Origin of the sequence: Anabaena sp. CA = ATCC 33047 (assembly GCF_963870205.1) — a bacterium.
GTDB lineage: Bacteria > Cyanobacteriota > Cyanobacteriia > Cyanobacteriales > Nostocaceae > Trichormus.
Genome location: NZ_CAWMSA010000044.1, coordinates 145,545 through 168,392, shown reverse-complemented (window position 1 = coordinate 168,392; position 22,848 = coordinate 145,545). Strand labels below are relative to the sequence as shown.

At 43.8% G+C, this 22,848-nt stretch carries 1 protein-coding gene and 1 tRNA gene (1 of these 2 cut by a window edge); one reads left to right on the top strand and one right to left on the bottom strand.

The window, feature by feature from the left end; translation table 11 throughout:
* A protein-coding gene (locus tag AACS98_RS12715; RefSeq protein WP_304439106.1) for an Ig-like domain-containing protein crosses the window boundary here: on the top strand, window positions 1-22,785 show its 3' portion. It extends 5,895 nt beyond the left edge of the window; the window shows 22,785 of its 28,680 coding nt (coding positions 5,896-28,680); its start codon lies beyond the left edge, outside the window; its stop codon occupies window positions 22,783-22,785.
* Here the strand turns inward: AACS98_RS12715 and AACS98_RS12710 are convergent.
* Window positions 22,776-22,848, bottom strand: a tRNA-Ala gene (locus tag AACS98_RS12710). The two genes, AACS98_RS12715 and AACS98_RS12710, sit on opposite strands and share 10 nt — an antisense overlap.

The window sequence follows — 22,848 nt, the reverse complement described above, 5'->3', positions numbered from 1 at the left end:
GCTTTACCACCTCGTCCTGATTTGCAGGTAGTCAATATAGATAACGATGGCAATAGCAACAATAACAGTACCATCCCCACCGTTGTTGCAGGTAGTAGCATAGACGTTTACTTTACCGTCCAAAACTTGGGAACTGTCACCACCACTACCCCACGCTGGACAGATACAGTTTATCTTTCCACAGATAACGAATGGGATTTTGGTGATTTAGCGTTAGGTTCAATTCAAAACGGTTCAGCGTTAGCACCGAATGAGACATACTCTAGCATTCTCAAAAATCTGGTAATTCCGAAAACTTTTGCTGGAACTGGTTATTTAATTGTACGCACCGACTCTGGTAACGCTGTCAGCGAAGCACCGAAGGAAGATAACAACACCAGCGATAAAACCAATGTGATCAAAGAAATCTTTGTTCAAGCATTACAACCTGCGGATTTAGTTGTGTCTGATGTGGTGGTGGAACAAACCCAAGTCGGACAAGGTGGTAAAATCAATCTTCGCTACAAAGTTACTAACCGAGGTTTGGGAGAAACTACCCTGAATAATTGGACAGATACTATCTGGTTGACTACATCTCGTCAACGTCCTTCTCCTTACGCGCAAGGTTCAGAGGGTGAGGGTTTCAGCTTAGATATTCTTGCCAAAACCCAAGGTCATACAGGTTCATTAAAGGTAGGCGAAAGTTATACTGCTGTAGTGGAACTCGACCTGTCACAACTTTCCTCGGCACAACAACAGCGTGCAATTGGGGAATGGTATATTACTCCTTGGACAGATGCGTTTGATGTCATTCCTGAAATTACGCTGACAGAAAATATTAACCCTGATGACAGCAACCAAATAGACAATAACAACTACAAAGCATCACCTAACAAGATTACCATTACCCGAAATCCGGCGGCGGATTTAGTTGTCACAAACGTTAGCAGTGAACTTATACCCGCTACCCAACCAGGGGGAGACAGACAACTCAAAGTAACTTGGACAGTCCGCAACAATGGCGCAGCTGTGACAAATGTTGCCAATTGGACAGATGTTGTCTATCTGGCGACTACAGACCAACTTAATCAGTCAGGACAGAAGTATCTAGAATTAGGTAGGATTGCTCATACAGGCGGTTTGCAACCTTGGAATTTGAATGCTAATAACCCGAACGCAGATTCTTTCTACACAATTACCCAAACATTTAATATTGGGACTTATGCTCAAGGAACTCATGTAATTGTTGGTACTGACTCCGGGTTTACAGTTTGGGAAGGTGGGGGTGAGTTTGAGAAAAATAATAGCAGAGCGATCGCTCAAACTGTGATTAACTCCCCCGCAGATTTGCAAGTTACCAGCGTTAATGTTAACCCCGTCCTTGATAACTTCTATTCTGGCGAACAAATAGAAGTGAAATGGCAAATTCAAAACACTGGCGCACCTCTGTGGACAGGTACAAAATTCTGGAAGAATGATATTTACATCTCTGAGAGTCCCACCTTTAACCGGAACACCGTCACCCAACTTGGTAGTTTTACCGTCCGTCCAGAGGAAGCTTTATCTGGTCAACCTATCAGTTATAAAGTAAATTTACCCAAAGGTATTGAAGGCGGACGTTATATTTACGTCATTACCAACCCAGACGGGTCATTAAGTAATACAGGCTCTAACGATATCTTACGGCAAAGGTTGTATGTTGGTAATGCCTACGAAGACATCAGTAACAACCTCTTAGGTAGCAGTCAGTTTACAGTTATCTACCGTGAACCGGATTTACAAGTTACTAACCTGCAAGTTACAGACCTGGATACAAATGCTACAGGTATACAAGTATATTCAGGTCAGTCAGTAACAGCATCTTGGACTGTGACAAATATCGATAGCACGCGCGGTAGAGATACCCGCGAGGGTACTTGGGTTGACCGGATGTACCTGTCGCGGGATGCTTCCCTCGATAATAGTGACCAACTCATTAGTGAGTTTGTCTTTGACCGTCGCAGTCCCTTAGCTAAAGGTGCAGCTTACAACGCCCAAGCTACAGGCATCTTACCCTTGGGTATTGAAGGCGACTATTATATCCTTGTTTTTACGGACTCTAACCGTTTCGGACAGCGACCCCCTGCTGACCCTGGTTTATACTTTGATGCTAGTGACGGGATGTTAGCCCGTGTAGGCGAGTACGAAAACGAAGGTAATAATATTACTGCGATCGCCGTTAAAGTATTAGCAACCACACCACCAGATTTAAAAGTTACACAGGTGAGTGGACTGCCTGAGAATAATCGCATCACTATCGGACAATCCTTCAATCTCAGTTATACTGTCACCAACGACAGCGAAGGCGCAACCGCCATCAATCAACTACGCTGGACAGATTCAGTATATCTATCCCGTGACCCCATCCTCGACCGCAGTAAAGACCGCTTCCTGAAATCCTTTGAAGTTAGTCGTACTACTCCCCTAGCAGGTAGAGGAACTTATTCCCCCTCCAACCCCCTGAAAATTACCATCCCCACCGATTTATCAGGATTGTACTACCTGTTTGTTGTTACCGATGATATCCGTGGCAGCAACACCAGAGGACAAGTATTTGAAGGTAACGGCGAAAATAACAATACCTTCAGTGTGCCAATTATTATTGATGTCCCACCACCAGCCGATTTACAAGTTACCGAAGTCAAGGTTTCGCCTAATGCCTTAGCGGGAGGAACTGCAACTGTAGAATGGACTGTTACCAACTTTGGCAATGAAGCTAAAGGTAGTTGGAGTGATGCGATTTACTTATCAGAAGATAGTGTTTGGGATAGTAGCGATCGCCTCCTAGCACGTTCCTCCATTCCCTCCACCATCAACCGTCTTCTCAACCCCAATCAATCTTACACCCAACAGCTAAACGTTGACATCCCGGCAGTCAACCCAGGGCAATATCGAATAATTGTCCGTACTGATATCTTCAATGAAATCTTTGAAGGTGCAAACGAAACCAACAACCGCACCACCTCCACCGATGCCATAAATATCAACATTGAAAGCTTACAGTTAGGCGTTCCCCTCACCACCAACTTAGACGCAGGTAAAGAAAAACTCTATCGCATCGATGTCGGCGTTGGAGAAACCTTAAAAGTTAACTTGACAACAAGCTCTACTAATGCTATTAACGAGCTTTACATCCGCCGCAACCAAGCACCCACAGCCCTGGCTTACGATGCCAGTTACCAAAACCCCCTAGAAGGCAATCAATCAGTAGTTATTCCCACCACAGAAGCCGGAACTTACTACATCTTAGTCAGGGGACAAAATAGCAATCAAATTACCCTAAAAGCCGAGTTACTACCCTTTAGCATTACCGATGTCGCCACAGACCGGGGTGGAGATAGCCGTTATGTAACTACCCACATCTACGGGGCGCAATTTGACGAAAACGCCATTGTTAAACTTGTCCGTCCCAACATTGCCGAATACGAACCCGTCAACTATCGCATTGTTGACAGTACCCATATCATCGCCACCTTTGATTTTCGCCAAGCCCCCCACGGCTTGTATGATGTCAAAGTCATTAACCCAGATGGACAACAGGCGATTTTACCTTATCGCTACTTGATTGAAACTGCCTTACCTCTCGATGCAGACATCGGTTTAGGTGGCCCCCGTGTAGTTGGTTTTGAACCCCCGAACAACGTCGGACGCTATCAAGTCGCCTTGCAAAATCTCACCAACGTTGATACACCATACATCTTCTTCCAGTTTGGCTTACCAGAATTAGGAATTGATGATGATTTAGGTTTACCCTACGTCACCTTTAGTTCTAACCTGCGAGGAAAACCAGACAGACAATTACAAAACCTACCTTGGGCAAGTTTAGATTCTGCCGTCAACACCGATGGCGAAATCCTCGCCCCTGGTTTTGCTGTTGATTGGGAAACCAGAGGTTTTGCTAATCTTAACTTTATTGCTCATGTCTACAAGGGTATTGAAGAACTGCTAGAAAAAGACCCCTTATTCCTGAGCAAATTATTAGAAGATGAGGAAGTTGACCTGTCGTTTAAATTCCACATCTTAGCATCGGCAACCCCGATGACTCCCGCCGAATTTTTAGCAGCGCAGCGTCAAGAAGCTAGAAACCTGCGTCAAGCCATTCTGCAAGACTCGACAACCTCATCTAGTTTAATTGTGATTGCTGCCGACGAAGAAACATGGATTGATGCTTATCTAGTAGCACTCAGCCAAGCTGGTATTCTCCGTCCTGAAGATACACCGCCCAACATCCATGAACAGCCCTACATTGTCAGCCTCATGGCAACCTTAGCGACTGGTATCTTAGCGGGGCCTGGAGGTAATCAAATCATTACTAATGGCAATATAGTTAGCTTCTTTGAGCAAATCCGTAAATGGTACGGACATCAAGCCGATTTAATCGGACAGGCTGCACCCCCCAACGCCAGCGAATACGATTTAGGCTTGTCCCGTCCTACCCGGTTTGAGTCGTTTAATATTTACGTACCCCACCGCACCCGTTTCGATTTACCTGGATTTAGAGAAGCTGCACCCCCTGATTTTACCAGTTTCTTTGGGACTGGTGGCACTGAGGGACAAATCGCCTCAATTGTCGGCCCCTTGGGCTTTGGGACTGAGCAATTTATTCCTGTAGGTCAAGCCTTACCTTATACTATTGGCTTCCAAAATCCCCAGGATGCGACAAATAGACCGAGTGAAATTGTGATTCGCACGGAATTAGACCCCGACCTAGACCCGCGCACATTCCGGTTAGGTGGTTTGAGAATTGGTGATATTACTGTGAATATTCCCAATAATCGGGCGACATTCCAAGGTAGTTTTGACTTTAGCCAAAGCAAAGGTTTTATTTTACAAGTTACCGCCGGCTTAGACACAGCGACTAATACGGCTAGTTGGATTCTCCGGGCTATCGACCCGGAAACCGGGGAATTGATACAAAACCCAGACTTGGGCTTATTACCGCCTAATGGTGATAACGGTGCTGGTACAGGATTTGTTACCTATACAATTCTGCCCAAAGTTCCCACAACCAACGAACTGGTACAAATTACCACCCAAGCACGGGTACAGCTAAATACTGCCGCACCTGATGATACTGCGGTGTTAGTACATACTTTAGATGCGATCGCACCCCAAGCCACCATCGCCCCTACTAATATCGTTGACTTGGGCAATGGTAATTATCAAGTTACCTGGAGTAGCAGCGATGATGTAGGTGGTTCTGGTGTCAAACACGTTACAGTTTACGTGGCTGAGGGTAACGGCAATTATGAAATCTGGAAGCGACAAACCACCGACACTACGGATATTTTCCAAGGCGAAGCCGGAAAACAGTATAAATTCCTGGTCATAGCTACCGATAACGCTGGCAACATTCAACAGCCACCCTTGGGTTTACAATTACCTGACGATGGTTCTAACACTAACTTGGGTACACTACCCAGCGTTGGTGAAACAACCCCCATCGATTTAGGCACAGCACCAACCCCCAACCCCAACCCAGCTTTACAAAATGACCTGTTTAAAGTGGCGAAAGCCTTAATTCCTAACGGGTTGGAAAATACACGCCCCTCGGAGTTTGATCAGGTTCTGCGTCCCTTTAAAGCTGAAGCCTTTGCCACAGGTATTCCCCAAAGTCATGCAGACATCGGCCCGATGGCAGTAGCTATCCGTGCTGATGGTTCAGTCATTGCCAGTGGTGGTAGAGGACGTAACCAATTATTCAGCTTTAGCCGAGAAGGCGGAACTGCCCCAACTGCCTTTGCTACCTTGCCCTATCCGATTTTTGACCTCGCTTTTGATAGTGCGGGCAACCTCTGGGCTACCACAGGCGGCGGTGTCTTGCTGCAATTGAATGCACAAACCGGGGCAATTGTCAATCAATATGGTGATAGTCTCACCCAAACCTTAGCCATTCGCGACGGTAAGATTTACGTTTCTTCCGCCAACGGCATCGAAATCTTCGACACCACCACGAAAACCTTTAGCCACTTTAGCGATTTGCGGGTGGGTAATTTAGCGTTTAATCCCGTAGATGGTAGTTTGTGGGCGGCAGTATGGCCAGAAAGAGGCGAAATAGTCAGATTTACCCGCAACGCCCAAGGAAAATTAGAAAATACCCCTAAATTACAACTGCGTTACGATGCCCCCGTTGATTCCCTCGCCTTTGGGCAGGAAAACACTAATTTAGCCGGGTTATTGTTCGTTTCCACCAATAACGGCACATTGAAACTGGTGAATGTTGCCACCCTGGAAACCTTAGATTTAGCTACAGGTGGCACTCGTGGCGATATTATCCGCACCACTACAGAAGGGCGGGTGTTGTTGAGTCAGTCCAACCAAATTGATATTATCAGCCCCGTAACTCGTCCCCGTGTTGCAGCTACTAACCCACCAGACGACACAAATATTACTTTACCCAATAGTATTATTACTGTCACCTTTGACCAGGATATGTTTGCTGGTGATGCCCGTGATGCTGCGTCTGTGATTAATCCCAACAATTATTTACTGACAGTCATTAACACAGAAACAGGGCTACCAATTACCAACATCAAACCTAACAGTGTCACCTACGATACAACCAACCGCACAGCCCAACTGGTATTTGATGCGTTAATTCCCTCACGGTATGAACTGCGGGTAGAGAATACCGTCAAGAGTCAGGCGAATGAGACAATGGTTGAGGATTATACAGGACAATTCCTCGCCTTCTCCGACTTCTTAGCGGCAGTTGAGTTTAAGTTTATCAATACGAGGAGCGATCGCACCTCCTCCACAGTTTCCTATGATGTCAGCATCAAGAACATTACAAACTATGATTTAGCCGTACCCATTGCCCTGTTACTAGACCCTGGTGACTTCTTCTCTGGTGTTCCCGTGGGTGCAACCGTCGGTACAAACGGGGCATATCTCCTTGATTTAAGTAATAACTTGCCCAGCAATGGACGCTTACAACCAGGACAGGAAATTACAGGTAAAATTATCACCATCCAGAACCCAGAACAGTTACGTGTTGCCTTTGAAACGGGAATTTACACCTTACCCTACAGTAACGCTGCACCAGTATTTACTTCCAACCCTGTCACCACCACAGCAGTCGGACAAACCTACACCTACCAAGCCCAAGCACAAGACCCCGATGGTGCTGCTAGTGCCTTAGCCTATTTGCTGTATGATGCTCCAGAAGGCATGACTATTGATGCCACCACCGGGTTAATAACTTGGCAACCAACCGCGAATAGTCCCGCCACTACCACAGTCAGCCTGAGAGTTTACGACACCAGGGGCGGTTTTGCCACCCAAACCTTTAACTTATCCGTCACAGGTGGTAACTCTGCCCCTGTATTCTCCCCCATACCAACGCAAATTCAAGGACGGGAAGGAGAGAAAATCGAAATTCCCATTGCTGCCAGAGATGCGAATAACAACCCTCTCATCTTCTGGGTGGATAACCTGCCAGCCGGGGCTACCTTTGACCCAGAAAACCTGATGTTTAGCTGGACACCAGGATTTAATGCGGCGGGAACTTATAACAATATTCAATTCTTTGTCAGTGATGGTGTTAATACAGTTACTCAAACCACCAGCTTCCTTATTGCCCCCACCAACCAAGCCCCCAGCCTACTACCAGTAGCTAACCGCAGCATCCAACAAGGCGAAACCCTCAGAATACAACTGCGAGGAAGTGACCCCGAAGGGGCAAACCTGACTTATTTCAGTAACTTCCTACCAGTCGGGGCAACTCTCAACCCCACCACAGGCGTATTTGAGTGGACACCCGGTTACAATCAAACGGGAACAGTGGTAATTCCCTTCGGCGTTTCCGATGGTTCTAAAACCACCACCCAAACCGCCACCTTTACTTTAGTTAACATCAATGCCACCCCCGTCTTTGACCAAATAGGTGCATTGCAGATACAAGAAAACCAACAACTGCGCTTCCGTGCCTTTGCCTTTGACCCCGATAACCCCAACTTTATCGCTTTAGAACGGTTAGAGGGCGATACCTACGGTAACGGTGCGTTAATGCAAAATGGCTCTTTGGTCAAACAACGTAACGATGGTAAATATGTCATTGATGATGGTGATAACGATGACAGTAACGACCAAATTATTAACTTCCCCGTCGCTTACACCGTTAGCACCCTCCCCACTGGCGCAGACTTTGACCCCATCACGGGTATCTTTACCTGGACACCAACTTACAACCAATCAGGAAATTATACTGTCACCTTCACCGCCATTGATGACGGTAACGGTTTAACAGCCCAAACGGCTAATATTACAGTACCTATTCAGGTAGTTAATACTAACCGTCCTCCGGTAGTGACACCGTTAACTATTCCCGTGTTGCAAAGGGGTCAAACCTTAGAAATTCCCGTACAAGTCAGTGATGCAGATGGTGATAATGTAGTTCTTTCCTTGGGGTTAGCGAATAACTTTGACTTCCCCCGGTTTGCCCGCTTTACCGATAACGGTGATGGTACAGGAATTTTACGCTTGACACCGAGTTTTGATGATAGTGGCAATTATGCCTTTATCCTCACAGCCACAGAAGCAGATAATAATCTCAACCGTCTTTCTACTACATATCAGTTTAACGTTGCGGTTACTCCACACCTGAAAGCCATTGGTAATAAAGTCGCTGTCCCCGGACAAACTTTAGCTTTAGAAATAGGTGCAAGCAATCGTCAACAAACAGCCTTAACTTATGAACTCATAGCCCGATTAAATGGCGATGTTGTCACCTTACCAGGGTTCACCTTTAACACAGACAATGAAAAAGCCACATTCAATTGGCAACCCCAAGCCGATGATGTTGGTAAAACCTACGAAATTATTGTCAGAATTAGTAACCCTCAAGGGGAATTATTAGATGAACAAACCTTTAATATTGGGGTACGGGCTAGTAATCAAGCTCCTGTTTTTAATCCCATCCCTGAGCAAATTGTCAATGAGGGACAGGAACTAATTGTTAATCTGAATCAATACGTCAGTGATGCTGATAACGATACCTTAATTTTCACCGCCACAGATATTCCTGATAATGCTAGCCTTGACCCATTTACAGGGGAATTGCGGTGGATTCCTAACGCTTTCTCTGCTGGACAAGAAAGCATTTTCTTAACTGTCAGCGATGGGAATAAATCCGCATCCCAAGAACTAAAAATCAAGATTAACAATACTAATCAAACTCCCGCTTTCCTTCCCTTACCCACCCAACAGGGACGAGAAAATAATACTCTCCAATTTGCGGTAACTGCGGTAGATGCAGATAGCGAATCTCTCACCTATGCCCTACTGTCGCCCTTACCGACAGGTGCAGTTTTTGACCCACAAACACGCCTGTTCCGATGGACACCAAACTTTACACAAGCTGGGCAATATTTCCTCACCTTTGCGGCTTTTGATGCCATCAATGCCCAAGGAACAATTACTGTCAAGCTGGATATTGCCAATGTTAATCAAGCCCCGACAATTGAAGTTTCTAACCATCGGGCTGTAGTTGGTCAAAATCTGCAATTTACAGTGAAGGGTGAAGATAAAGATACAGGAACAACTTTAACTTATACCGCCGCTAAATTACCAGAAGGAGCAACTTTTAATTCTGCAACTGGCGAATTTAACTGGACACCTAACCCCGGTCAAATTGGTAATTATCAAGTTACCTTTAGTGTCAGTGATGGTGAGATTACAACCACAGAAACAGTATTAATTAGCAGTACCTTAACAGCACCGGAGATTCCTGTATTTATCGAACTAACACCAAGTTTCCCGGCTGTTCCTGAGCAACGTATTGTGATTAATGCTAAAGCCAACAGTTTGGCAGAAATTACCAACCTGACAATTAAAGTCAATGGTGTGGAAGTAGCGCGGGATATGTTAGGTAGGGGCATCTTTACCCCCAACACCCCTGGCAGTTATTTAGTAGAAGCCTGGGCTACAGATACAGATGGCTTTACTGGCTATACCAGTAAGGTTTTGAAGGTACAAAATGCTGAAGATATTACTGCCCCTGTCGTTAATTTTGCCTCTGGCTTAGATGGTGCAAGATTAACAGAATTAAAGGCAATTATTGGCAGTGTTGTTGATAGTAACTTGGATGAATGGCGGTTAGAAATTGCCGGATTTAATAGCAATAATTTTGTTACATTAGCCCGTGGAAATCAACCAGTTAATACAACGCTGACGAATTTAGACCCGGCAAATTTGGCGAATGGTTTCTATCGCTTGCGGTTAACTGCTACAGATATAGGCGATCGCACCACCACCAAAGAAGCGATTATTGAAATTAACAGTACCACCAAAGCCCAACCAGTCCGCAACGAAACTGATTTAACAGTCAACTTAGGCGGAATTACCCTAAATCTCGTCCGCAGCTATGATCCACTTGCTGCTAACACATCTAGCACTTTTGGCTATGGTTGGCGGTTAGCAAATCTCGATACTAACCTACAAACCAATGTACCGTTAACAGGAAGGGAAAATCTAGGCGTTTATAGTTCCTTAGAAATCGGTACACGCCTATATCTCACCTTACCAGATGGTACAAGACGGGGCTTTACCTTCCAACCGCAAGCGCAAACCGTTAACGGGTTCACCTATTACAAACCAGCTTGGGTAGCAGATGCGGGTGTAAATTATACTCTGCAATCTGTTGACGCATTCTTAACCAAAGGTGGGGCGAAGTTCTATGAACTGAAAACCGGACAACCTTACAACCCCAATAATTCCCTGTTTGCAGGTTACGCCTACAGCCTGACGGCTAATGATGGTACGGTTTATCATTTAGATGCTAACGGGCGTGTTGTTCAGCAAATTCAAGGTAATACTATCCTCAACTTTAGTGATAGCGGAATTGTTGCTAATAATGGTGAATTTGTCCGTTTTGTTTGGGATGAAGCCGGACGTTTAACCCAAATTACCGCACCGGATGGTAGTGAGTTTATCTATCACTACGATAGTCTGGGTGACTTGGTGAATGTGCGGAATTTGGCTGAGGCTGTTTCTAGTCGTTATGGTTATTCTCAAACTCAACCCCATCGTCTCATCGTTGCAGTCGGACAAGATAGCGCAACTGATTTAGGTACTAGCTATAAATTTAATGGTAATGTTGTCAACGGCAAGATTGAAACAACCCAGCAATATACTTTTAGTGTCCGCGAATCAGAACTACAAGGTACAACTAATAATTTAGTAATTATTGGTGTGGAAATTAAAGCCACATCTGGGGATTTCTTGCCGAATATTCCCACCATTGACGGCGCAAGACTGGTATTTAACAACCAAAATAGCGATAACAAGACTGTTTTGGCTCTGTTTGCTATTAATCGGGCTGGTTTGTATGCACTGAATTTAACTGGTAATGCTAATGCTACAGGTGATTTTGATTTACGCTTGTTTGTCGCTGGAGATGTGAATTTAGATGAACGAGTGGATGGTGAGGATAGTGCATCCATGCAGTCTTTGTTAGGAAATGCACCCCTAACATTAGATTATGATTTGAACCGTAATGGTGTGGTGGATGCGCTTGACTTGCAAATTCTCGGTCAAAACCTGGGTTTTGTGGCTAATCGTCCACCAAGTTTAGCTAACCTACCTCCAGAAATTCTGACTCACACAGATTTAGCGGTAACAATTCCTTTATCTGTGTTTGGTAGTGATCCTGATGGCGATCGCGTTTACTACCGAGTAATTAAAGATGCCACCACTCCAGTGAATGGCGATGTCAACCTCAGTCCCAATGGACAAGGTGCTATCTTTACCCCCGATACTGGTTACAATGGCAACGCCAGCTTTAAACTTGTCGCTGATGATGGTTATAATACCTCCGGTGCGGGATTCTTCTCTGTCCGAGTTAGTGATGCGCCTCTAATTCATCTAAATTTCCTAGAACGTAATCCCCGTCTATTCTCAGGTCAAACCGCCAAGTTAACTGTCTTTGGTAACTTTGCTGACCAAAGTAATGTCCTATTACCAGCTTCCTATCTACAATTTACTTCTACTAACTCCGCCGCCGCTATTGTCTCCAGCACAGGTGTAGTGACTGGTATTAGCAACGGTACAGGTGTTATCCGAGTCAGCAAGAACGGTATTCAAGCTGCTACTGCTTTCATGGTCGGTGCTGCCCAAAACATTGCTAGTCAAATCTTGGGAATTACAGGTATAGACCCCTATCCTAACTCTGTCACCCTCAACCTGAATGGTGGTACTCGTCAACTAGACCTGAATTACGGCGATAACATTAAAATTACCCAAGGTAGCCAAGGCACAGTATATTATGTCACCAATCCGCAAATAGTAGAAGTTAGTGCAGATGGACTAATCACAGCCAAAGCCGAAGGTGAAACAACTGTCATTGCGATCAACAAGATGGCAGAAACTATTATTCCTGTAAAAGTTGCTGCACCGAGTATTGGCGCGACTGCAATAGGTGTGACTGGTGGGGTTGTTCGGAGTGCGGAAGGTTTACAAGTTGCCGTTGCACCAGGGGCTTTACAAGCAAATACCACTGTTAACATTACACCCATCAATGCTAATGACCTCGGTCTACCTCTACCCACAGAAGGCTTAACCGTCGCCGCAGCTTTCCAACTGAATACAGGGAATCAAGCCATGAGTGTACCGGCGCAATTGGCTATACCTGTATCTAATTTAGACCCTGGTTCGTCAGTCGTTTTCTATCGTTCCTTCTCTGTCCCCAACTTGAATGGTGATGGTACAACCCAGCAAGTTTGGCTGGAGGTAGAAAAGGGTATTGTCGGTGCTGATGGTATTGCCCGCACCACCTCTAGACCTTATCCTGGTGTCACCCATGATGGTACTTATATTGTGGCTGGTGCAGATCCCGGCAAAGTCAGGGAATTACAAGCCAGAATAGTATTTTCACTGCCTTTGGTACTCGCTGGTGTGACTGCAATGGCAGTTTTACCGGGGCCTGGTGGTTTGCTGCTGGGGGCTATGTCTACCTTGGCAGCCGGGTTTGTGATGACACTACCTTTTGGTCAACGTGAGTTGAAGGTGGTGCAGTTCCTTCCTGAAGGTGGGTTACAGATAACTAACCACTTAGTAGAAATCAAGCCGGGTGCGATTGGTACGATTGAAATCAACGTTAACAATACTGCTAATATCGAGGGTGTTGATCCGGTTATCCAAGTCATCAAGGTTGACTTTGACAATCTTGCACCACAATTGGTAATTCGGGGTGAGCGATTACAGTATGCTGATGAAAATGCGCCTTTGGTTGATGGGCGAAAACTAGGCACGGCTAAGGAAGATATCGAAGTTGTCTTTTTACCGGGTGGGTTAGAAAATGGTCAACTTAGACAAGTTCGTGTCCAAGCTGAGAGTATTCAAACTTTAAGCAACGGTTTACAGGAATTACGTTTTAATATTCCGCAAAATATTGTTCTCGGCACATCTAAGTTTTATGTGATTCGTAAAACTTCAGTTTTGAAAGCTGGCCCTGGTGGTATTCCCGAATGGGATAACTCGGCAATTAGCAGCAGCAATGTAGGGTTCATTCAACCTGATGGGCGTTACGTATTTTCTGCGCTGGTGAGTGATCAAGTGGCGGTTATGGCTCCCACTGAGCGGGTTAATCCCCTTAACCCCAACCAAATAGATGTGATTCCTGATTTATTAGCTCGCATTCCTGTAGGTGATCCGAATAAAGTAGACGGGGCGCGTCAAGTTGCTGTCACTGCTGATAATACCCGCGCTTATGTTACCTTGTTTGCTAGTGGTGCGATCGCTGTGATTGATACCTTAGCCCTACAACAAATAGACGCTGTTCCTGATGTCGCTGGTGTAGCAGCAACCTTGGGGATAAATCAGATACAGTTGCCTGTCGGTGCTGAACCTCACAGAATTGTCATTGATAACCGCGATCGCTATGCTTATGTCACTGATGAAACTCAAGGGCGAATTTACGTCATTGACATTAATCCTTTCTCTCCCGCTTATCATCAATTAGTCAATATTATTGATGTACCCGCCGCACCTCACGGTCTACATGGCATTGCGATTAGTGCTGATAATAATAGACTATTTGTAGCTGTACCTGGGGAACGCCGAGGTTCTCTGACGGCTGGCAATGTTACCGCTAAACCGGGCAGTATTATTATTTACGACATCAGTAACGCTGATCAAAAATTTGCCAGTGGTTTCCCCATCCCAATTAGTCAGATTTTAGAAGTAGGTGCAGAACCTTACGCCATTACTACCACCAATGACCCCAACATCATTACATTTACTAACTTCCTCTCGGATAATCAAGGCTTTGGGGTCTTGCGGCAGGTGGGTAGTAATATCTGGGAAGTGGAAAAATATATTAGTTTAACTCTGGGTTCTACCTTCGATAGCTTTGATGTCAACAATGCCAGGGGTATAGCAGTTACAGGCGATCGCAAATTTGCTTTTGTCACTGGCTTTAACCGCTACATCCAAAATGACCCCTCCCATGACCCCAACTTCAGACCCAGCAACCCAGGCGGCGGTAACGTTGGTATTATATACGACCCATTTGGTCTGTATAATTCTCAAGGGCGTTCAGGCTTAGTTGCCGCTACTCGTTCCACACCTCTGGCGTTCCCAGATAACTTAGTTATTTCCGCCGATGAAAAGTATTTGTATGCTGCCTTTGGTGGTAATAATTTTGTCATGGTTTACGACCTGCCCAAGTTAAGACAGACAGTTGAAGAATACCTCAACTCACAAAACGGTGTCGGTAGTTATACCTTAGACCGATTCCCCGTCAACGACCTCAACCACGCCATTGATCTCAGGGCTGACTACAGAATGGGTATCCTGGGCGGTGCTTTCCCCATTTTCTCCATTCCTGACTTAGACCCGAATACACCAGGAGTTCAAAACCCCAACGGGCCGATTATTCCAGGTTATAACCCCCGTGGTTTAGCAGTTCAAAAAGATTTACTAGATTTGTCAATTAGTGTTTCTGGTACTATCGACACCAACACACCGGAATTTGAATGGTTTATTAGTGAACCTAATTTAGAAAGCACCCTGTATGTCAGTACATTTGGGCCAGGTGAAGGCTTATTCCCTGATGATACTAATCCCCCCCACAATAACCGCATCCTCACTTATCAAGTTCTAGGTGGACAGCCAACCAAGTTTAAATTACCGCCAGCATTACAACTAACCGCCGGACAAACCTACTGGTGGGGTGTAGAAGTCAAAGGTAAAGATGGTCGCATTTATCGCCAGTATCAATCCTTCAATACTGCACCGATTGTTGGCAATCCTAACCAATTCTCAGCCGTCACAGTCATTACCCACGGCTTCCAGTTATCTTTGGGTGATAGCATACCAGCGTGGACTAAAGAATTAGCACAATACATTGATAAAGCTGGTGGAGATGGGGCAGTTATGGCTTATAACCGCTTCACCGGAGAATTTGAAACAGTAGACGGACAAACACCGCAACTCGGTAAACCGCTTACCCTGATTATGAACTGGGTGAAAGAGTCTGATATCAGTGATTCTGGTTTTTCAGAAGCGGCGGCTGATGCTTTCTTTGCGGCGTTGGTGAAACTGAATCAAAACCAAACACTAGGAACTAAAGACAAAATCTTTACCTCCCCGCTTCATTTTCTTGCCCATAGCCGAGGTACGGTTGTCAACAGTGAGATTATCCAGCGTATTGGAACTTATTTCCCCGATGTCAAGACTATCCAGATGACAACTCTTGACCCCCATGATTTTGTTCAAGATTCTCTGGATGTGCCATTAGGGGATATTCTTCAGGGATTAAGTACAATTACTAAACCCATACCTGTAGTTGGTACAGCCTTATCTTTTATTACAGGTAGTGCTTCTACATGGGCGAAGTTTGTGGGGACAAATCTGGAAACATTATATTATGCAGATTTTAAAGACCCGAATGTTACAGTTTGGAATAATATTCTCTTTGCTGATAACTATTACCAAAAGTTAGCCAGTGAAGCATCGGCTTCTTTAACTGACTTTACTTTAACCCCCAATGGACGGGCAATTGATGGTACAGATGTCAATCGTTTACTGGATGGTTCTACAGCATTTACTCAAGATGACATCAGAATTGCACTGACAATACCATACTTAAACACAACCATTGAGGCTAACTATGGTCTGGGTGGCCCTCATAGCCGTGTGTGGCGGTGGTATGCTGGGACAACTAACTTGCAACTCCAGCAGTTCTCTGCTGATGACCCTGAGTATATTTTCCGTAAAGCCCAAAACGCCATTACATACCCTGATGATTTCAAAGACTTTAACTTTACACTACCTAACCCTTGGTATGTCTCTAATCCCAGTTCGCCCAGCTTCCCGCCATCTTGGGAAGGTAATGGTATTGGTTGGGCTTATTCAGTCTTAGGTGGTGCAACATATCTGCGTCCTGATTCTGGGTTTGCGGGTGTAGAAGTTACCTTTGATAACAGTGATGATGCTGACCAAGAAAGTGGTGAACCTGCGGTTGCGGATGTATTTAACGGAGATTTTGAGTGGGGGACATTACATTTGCGCGATCGCTTCCCATTCTCCCACGAAATGCCCGGTTGGTCTTTCCACGGCGGAGAAGGCTTTAAAACTGTACTGTTAGACTCTAACATTGACTTAACAGCCGCTTTAGTTTTCCAAACCAACCCCAAAACAATTTTTAAAGGTTTACTAGAAAAAGTTTGGGATAAATTAGCCGAACCAGTCCAAGCACTCATTGATAAAAAAGTCAACGACAAACTGGGAGAATTACCAGAGAAATGGCGCGAACCAGCCACAGAATTAGTTGATATTATCAGCGAAAAAGTCCCCGGCTTAGACAACGTTAAAGAATACGTTTTTGAGCAATTAGAAAGTCTTTGGGAAATGGAACCAAACTACTCTCTGTTAATGGGAGGTCAAAGCATTCTCAAAGCGATTTTTGAAATGGGTTCAACATTATTCACCGGGTCTTTAGGTGAAATTCTCACAGGCGAAAAACAAGAAAGTGTAATTGACAGTCTGGTTAATCTAGAACGCATCACCCATAATCGCCTGTACATTCCCACAACGGCGCAAGCAGTACAGTTTGATATTATTTCGCCTTTGTTAGTTGCTCCCAATTCCAGAGTAAATGTTTACTTCAATGGTGAAGCCGGAGAAATTAAAGAATCTGTGGTACTAACCCCAGCATTCTTTGAAACTAAACGTTATTCAGTTCTTATCCCCGAAAGCTATAAAGGTAAAGTTGGGACAATTAGTTTTGAAGTAGAAAACTTTGAACAAAACTTCTTATTAGAAGACCCTCAAGGCTTTATTAGCCAGATGTTTTTCCTTGATAACATTACATTTGGTCAAGTCTTAGATAATGGTAATACACCGCCGAAGCTGACAATATTATCACCATTAGTAGTTGATGAAGGTGATTCATTAAAATTAACAGGTCAGTTTACCGATCCTGACACTGACCAAACCTGGAATTACTCAATTAACTGGAATGATTCTACCCCCCGTGCTGTTGGTCAAGTGACTGATATTGTTTCCGGTAGTGTAGTCCAAGGTACATTTTCAGGTACACATATCTACGCTGATAACCGTGGTACACATGGTAATGAAGATATCTATGATGTCGGTGTGCAGGTGACAGACAGTAAAGGTGGTGAAGACCTGAAATTTGTCAAGCTGGTAGTGCGTAACGTTGCCCCAACTTTAGCTGATGTGTATGATGAGATTACCCTTGATGAAGGTCAAGAACTGGATTTAAGTAACTTCTTCAGCTTCACTGACCCTGGTTTTGGTGCTGGAGAAACTTGGACTTATTCGATTAACTGGGGTGATGGCAAAATTGATAATGGTAATGTCACCAACGTTACCCCCGGTTCTATTGGAGTATTATCTCAAGGTGTGTTTGGCGGTAAACATATCTATGGCGATAGCAAACCAGATAACTCCCCATATATCATGACTGTAACTGTCAGAGATGATGACGGTGGAGAAGCGACTAAAACCATAAAAGTCAACGTCCGCAACGTCACCCCAACTTTAACCGCAGTTACCAACCAAACTGTTAATGAAGGTCAATTACTGAATTTAGGTAACTTGGTGTTTACCGACCCCGGTTTTGGTGCAACAGAGAACTGGAGTTATAGTGTTGACTGGGGTGATGGTAAGGTTGATAGTGGTAACGTCACTAATATTATTCCCGGTGCAGCAGGAACAGCTTCTAGAGGTTTCTTCAACCTCCAGCATATCTATGCAGATAACAAAGCTGATAATTCTCCCTACACGGTCACGGTAATTTTAAGTGATGATGATGGTGGTACAAGTACGCAAACATTTAATGTTGATGTCTTGAACGTAGCTCCCACACTCTCTGTTATCTCTGGCTTTAAAGTCAAAGCCAATAACCAATTTACTATTCCTAGTCTTGGTAATTTTACAGACCCAGGTTTTGGCTCTACTGAGTCGTGGAGATATACTATTAATTGGGGTGACAATAGCACGCCAATTAACCAAGTAGTGACAGATATTGTTGCTGGTGCTGAAAATATCCTCAGTCGAGGTTCATTGTTTGGTTCTCATGCTTACCAAAACCCAGGTACATATCAAATTGCGGTGACAGTCAACGATGATGATGGTGGTGTTTCCCAGACTAAATTTATTCCTGTTGAGGTAACAGCCGATCAAGATGATAATGTAGAAGACCCAGTAACTAGGGATAACTTACGGGTAACTTACGAAAATGACATCTTTACAGTGAATACCGTCCTCTCTGATGTAATTTCACCCTTCACAGCCAGAATTAATTGGGGTGATGGTACGATTGAAACTGTCTCCTTTGGTGCGGGTACACATAATGTCAGTTTCCAACACCGTTATTTAGATGACAACCCCACAACTTCTGCTGAGGATCGCTACACTATCAATATTTATCGAGACTATGGCATTAGCACCAGTTTGGCTTACACTGAAAATATCCTGGTGAGAAATAGAATACCAGTTGTGGATGCTGGTGTTGATCAAACTGTGGTGGTGGGTACACAAGTTAGATTTAATGGTTCTGTCACCGATGCTGGTACTCTGGATACTTTCCCGCTCATTTCCTGGGACTTTGGGGATAATAGTTCTTATGTTTATAAAACTCTGACTCCCACATATACTTACAATAGTACTGGTGTTTACACAGTTAAATTGCGTGTCGCTGATGATGACAGTGGTTTAGGCGAAGATACCATACAAATTCGTGTAGTTGAATCGCTGCAAAACCAGGGATTAACAGCCAATGTGAATAGTTTAGAATCTGAGAAGTTGGCTTTAAGCTCTGGTTTTGAACCGGAATTAGGACTAAAATCTGCACAGACAATTAGCAGCTTATCGACTCTCAGCAACAATGCAATTATCTTGCAGGAAGGTGATTCTGCTACTACTAGCGTCTCTCAAACTTTGACTATTCCCCAAGGTTCGCAAATTCTGCAATTCCAATTACTGAATGTTAATTTAGGAACATCAACAAATCTCAATCCTGGGGATGCTTTTGAGGTGCGTTTGTTCGATAACAATACAAATCAGCCATTGATTACACTTGATGGACTCAATCAAACTGACGCACTGTTGAACATTCAGCCTGATGGTAGGGTGTATTTTAATGCTGGGGATGGTACGACTCCCGGTAAAGTTAAGATTACTGGGGCAATCAATTCAGGTGATACAATTGCACTGAATACAACGCTAACTGTGAATATTGATGTTAGTGGTATTGCAGCCAATACTGAGGCAAAACTTTACTTTGATTTACTGGGGTTTGGCGATCGCAACGGTTCTGTGACAATTGATAATATCCAATTACTGGACAGAACTAACCTAATACCCGTAGCTGGTGCTGATACTGTCAACACACAAATCAACAGTATCTTAACGGTTCAGCCTAACGAACTGTTGCAAAATGATAATGATCCAAATGGCGATACTTTAAAAATTACCCGTGTCTATAATGCTATCAATGGCACTGTTGAACTAAACTTAGATGGTGCGATCGCCTTCACACCTACCCCAAACTATTACGGTATTGGCAGTTTTGTTTACTTAGTAGAAGATGGTTTTGGTGGTAGCACTCAAGCCAAGGTAACAGTCAATATTAATCAAACGGGTAATAATTCACCCACAGCTAACGATGACACCATTACTACTAATGAAGACACAAGCATCATCATTCCCGTCCTCAACAATGACGAAGATGTAGATGGTAATGACACCATTAACCCCAACAGTATCATCATCGAGACTCAACCCAGTAATGGTAATGTCACAGTTAACAATGATGGAACTGTAAATTACACCCCCAACCCCAACTTTAACGGGACTGACACCTTCACCTACACCGTCAAAGATAACCAAGGTGCAATTTCTCAACCTGCGACTGTCACCGTCACCGTTAACCCAGTCAATGATGAACCAGTCGCTAAACATGACACCATTACTACTAATGAAGACACCAACATCATCATTCCTATCCTCGAAAATGATGAAGATGTCGATGGTAATGACACCATTAACCCCAACAGTGTCGTCATCGAGACTCAACCCAGCAATGGTAACGTCACAATTAACAATGATGGGACTGTAACTTACACCCCCAACCCCAACTTTAACGGGACTGACAACTTCACCTACACCGTCAAAGATAACCTTGGTGCAGTTTCTCAACCTGCAACTGTCACCGTCACCGTTAACGGTACATCTCTGATTATTACTGATATTTCAGGTGATACTAACTTAAATGAAGGCGAAATTGGTAACTTCAGTGCTGTAGCTACCAGCGTTAATCATCAACCTCTGACCTATTACTGGGATTTTGGGGATGATACTGAGGTAGTAACTGGGCAAAATATCACCCATAAATTTGCAGACAACGGTAATTACAATGTCACGCTGACTGTTCAAGATGCTCAAGGGCGTTCTATTAGTCAAACTTTAGCAGTTGTGGTGAATAATGTTGCACCGATAGTTACAGCAGGTTCTAACCTGACAGTGAATGCAGGAGTAGCTTTTAACTTTAACGGTAATTTCCAAGACCCCGGTATTAAAGATACCCATACAATTAAATGGGATTTTGGCGATGGTAATACTGCTACTGGCATTTTAAACCCGACTCATACCTATCAAAATCAGGGTGAATACACAGTAACTTTAACTGTTACTGACTCTGATAGTGCTGTAAGTAGCAATACTCTGAAAGTAGAGGTTAACCCTCAACCTCCTTCTCGTCCGATTTATCCATCAGGTGTATTTATTGTTGATGCTACAGGAAAAGTCATCATCGACTTTATAGTTGATTCCGGTAGCTATCAGGGAGAAATGGCTATTTTCAATCTCCAAGGTATGGAAAATTTGGCGGTTGATTCAATTGAATTTATTCGAGAAGCTTCCCGTCGTGCTTTAAGCAATTCTAATTTAGGCTATGTAGTGATTTCTGACCAAAATGAAGGCGCACGCTTTAACGGTGAACTGGGAGAAAGTAACAAAAATGCTGGTAATTATTTAGGAGCTAAAACTTTTAATATGACTCCTGGTAGTCAATTTGTTGTATTTTTAGTTCCTAATGGTACTGTGAGTGAGGTATTTGCTAACCCAGCCATTACTGGAGATAAACGGCCTTTATTCTCAATTCCAGATGCTAACCCTAATAAAGTTGCTTACTTGGGTCAAATGTTAGATAAAACTTTAGACGGTGGGGTGTTTGGATTTGAGGATATCATTCAAAATTCAGCTTCAGACCTGGATTACAACGATATTATCTTTACCGTCAAGGGTGCAAATACAACGGTGCTAAATTTAGGCTCATTGATTGTACCGCCGAAGGAATGGCGCAATACAGAGTTAGGTAAGGTGTTAATCAATTATGCAAGGTCTATTGCTACTTTTGACGCAACTGCACCTAAGATTGCTGCTAATTTAGTTGAAGATACAGGGATAAATAATGATGGTATTACTTCTAATTCTCATATAGCTGTTTACGTAACTGATGCTAGCAGGATTAGCAGTCTCAAGGCGAGTTTACAAGGTGAAGATAATTTAGTGGAAATCTCATCTAATTTAAAACCTGATGGTAGTTTGTTGTTAAACCGTCAATTGTTAGAAACTATTAAAGGTGGTACATTAGCTGATGGCACATATAATTTAATTCTGCAATCTATTGATGAATTTGGTAATTCTTCTGAGTTGCTGAAACTCAATTTTACATTAGATACTACCTCTGTGGCTATAGCTAATCAGTTACAATTCAACGGTGCTGTTAATCATGAATTCAACAGTAGAATTGAGTTATTTAATGGTCAAGAATTGTTAGATGAGGTGCAAATTAACAATCACGTTGCTGGAATAGATACTGTGACTTTAGCTGATGGAGTGCAACAAGTCACTGCTAAAATTTCAGATAAAGCAGGAAACGTCAACCCAGAGTCTATGGTGCAGGAATTGACAATTGATACAGTTGCACCTAATTTAAATATTAGTAGTCCAGCCGATGGCGATCGCTTGACTCCCGGCGCAAGATTAACCGGAACTGTTCACAGCACAGCTTCACCAATTACCAGTCTCACCTATCGCTTTAATGATTTACCTGCCAAAGACATCATTATTCATAATGGACAGTTTGATCAACAGCTAGAGTTACCTCAAGAGTTACCTCATGGGAATATTTCTGCTCAAAGTCTCACAATTACGGCTCAGGATTTGGCTGGTAATGTGAGCGTGTCAACTATCAATGTTTACATTGATGTTAGAATAAGTAACATACATGGAGAATAGGGAACTCGAATCCCTGGCCTCTGCGGTGCGATCGCAGCGCTCTACCAACTGAGCTAATTCCCC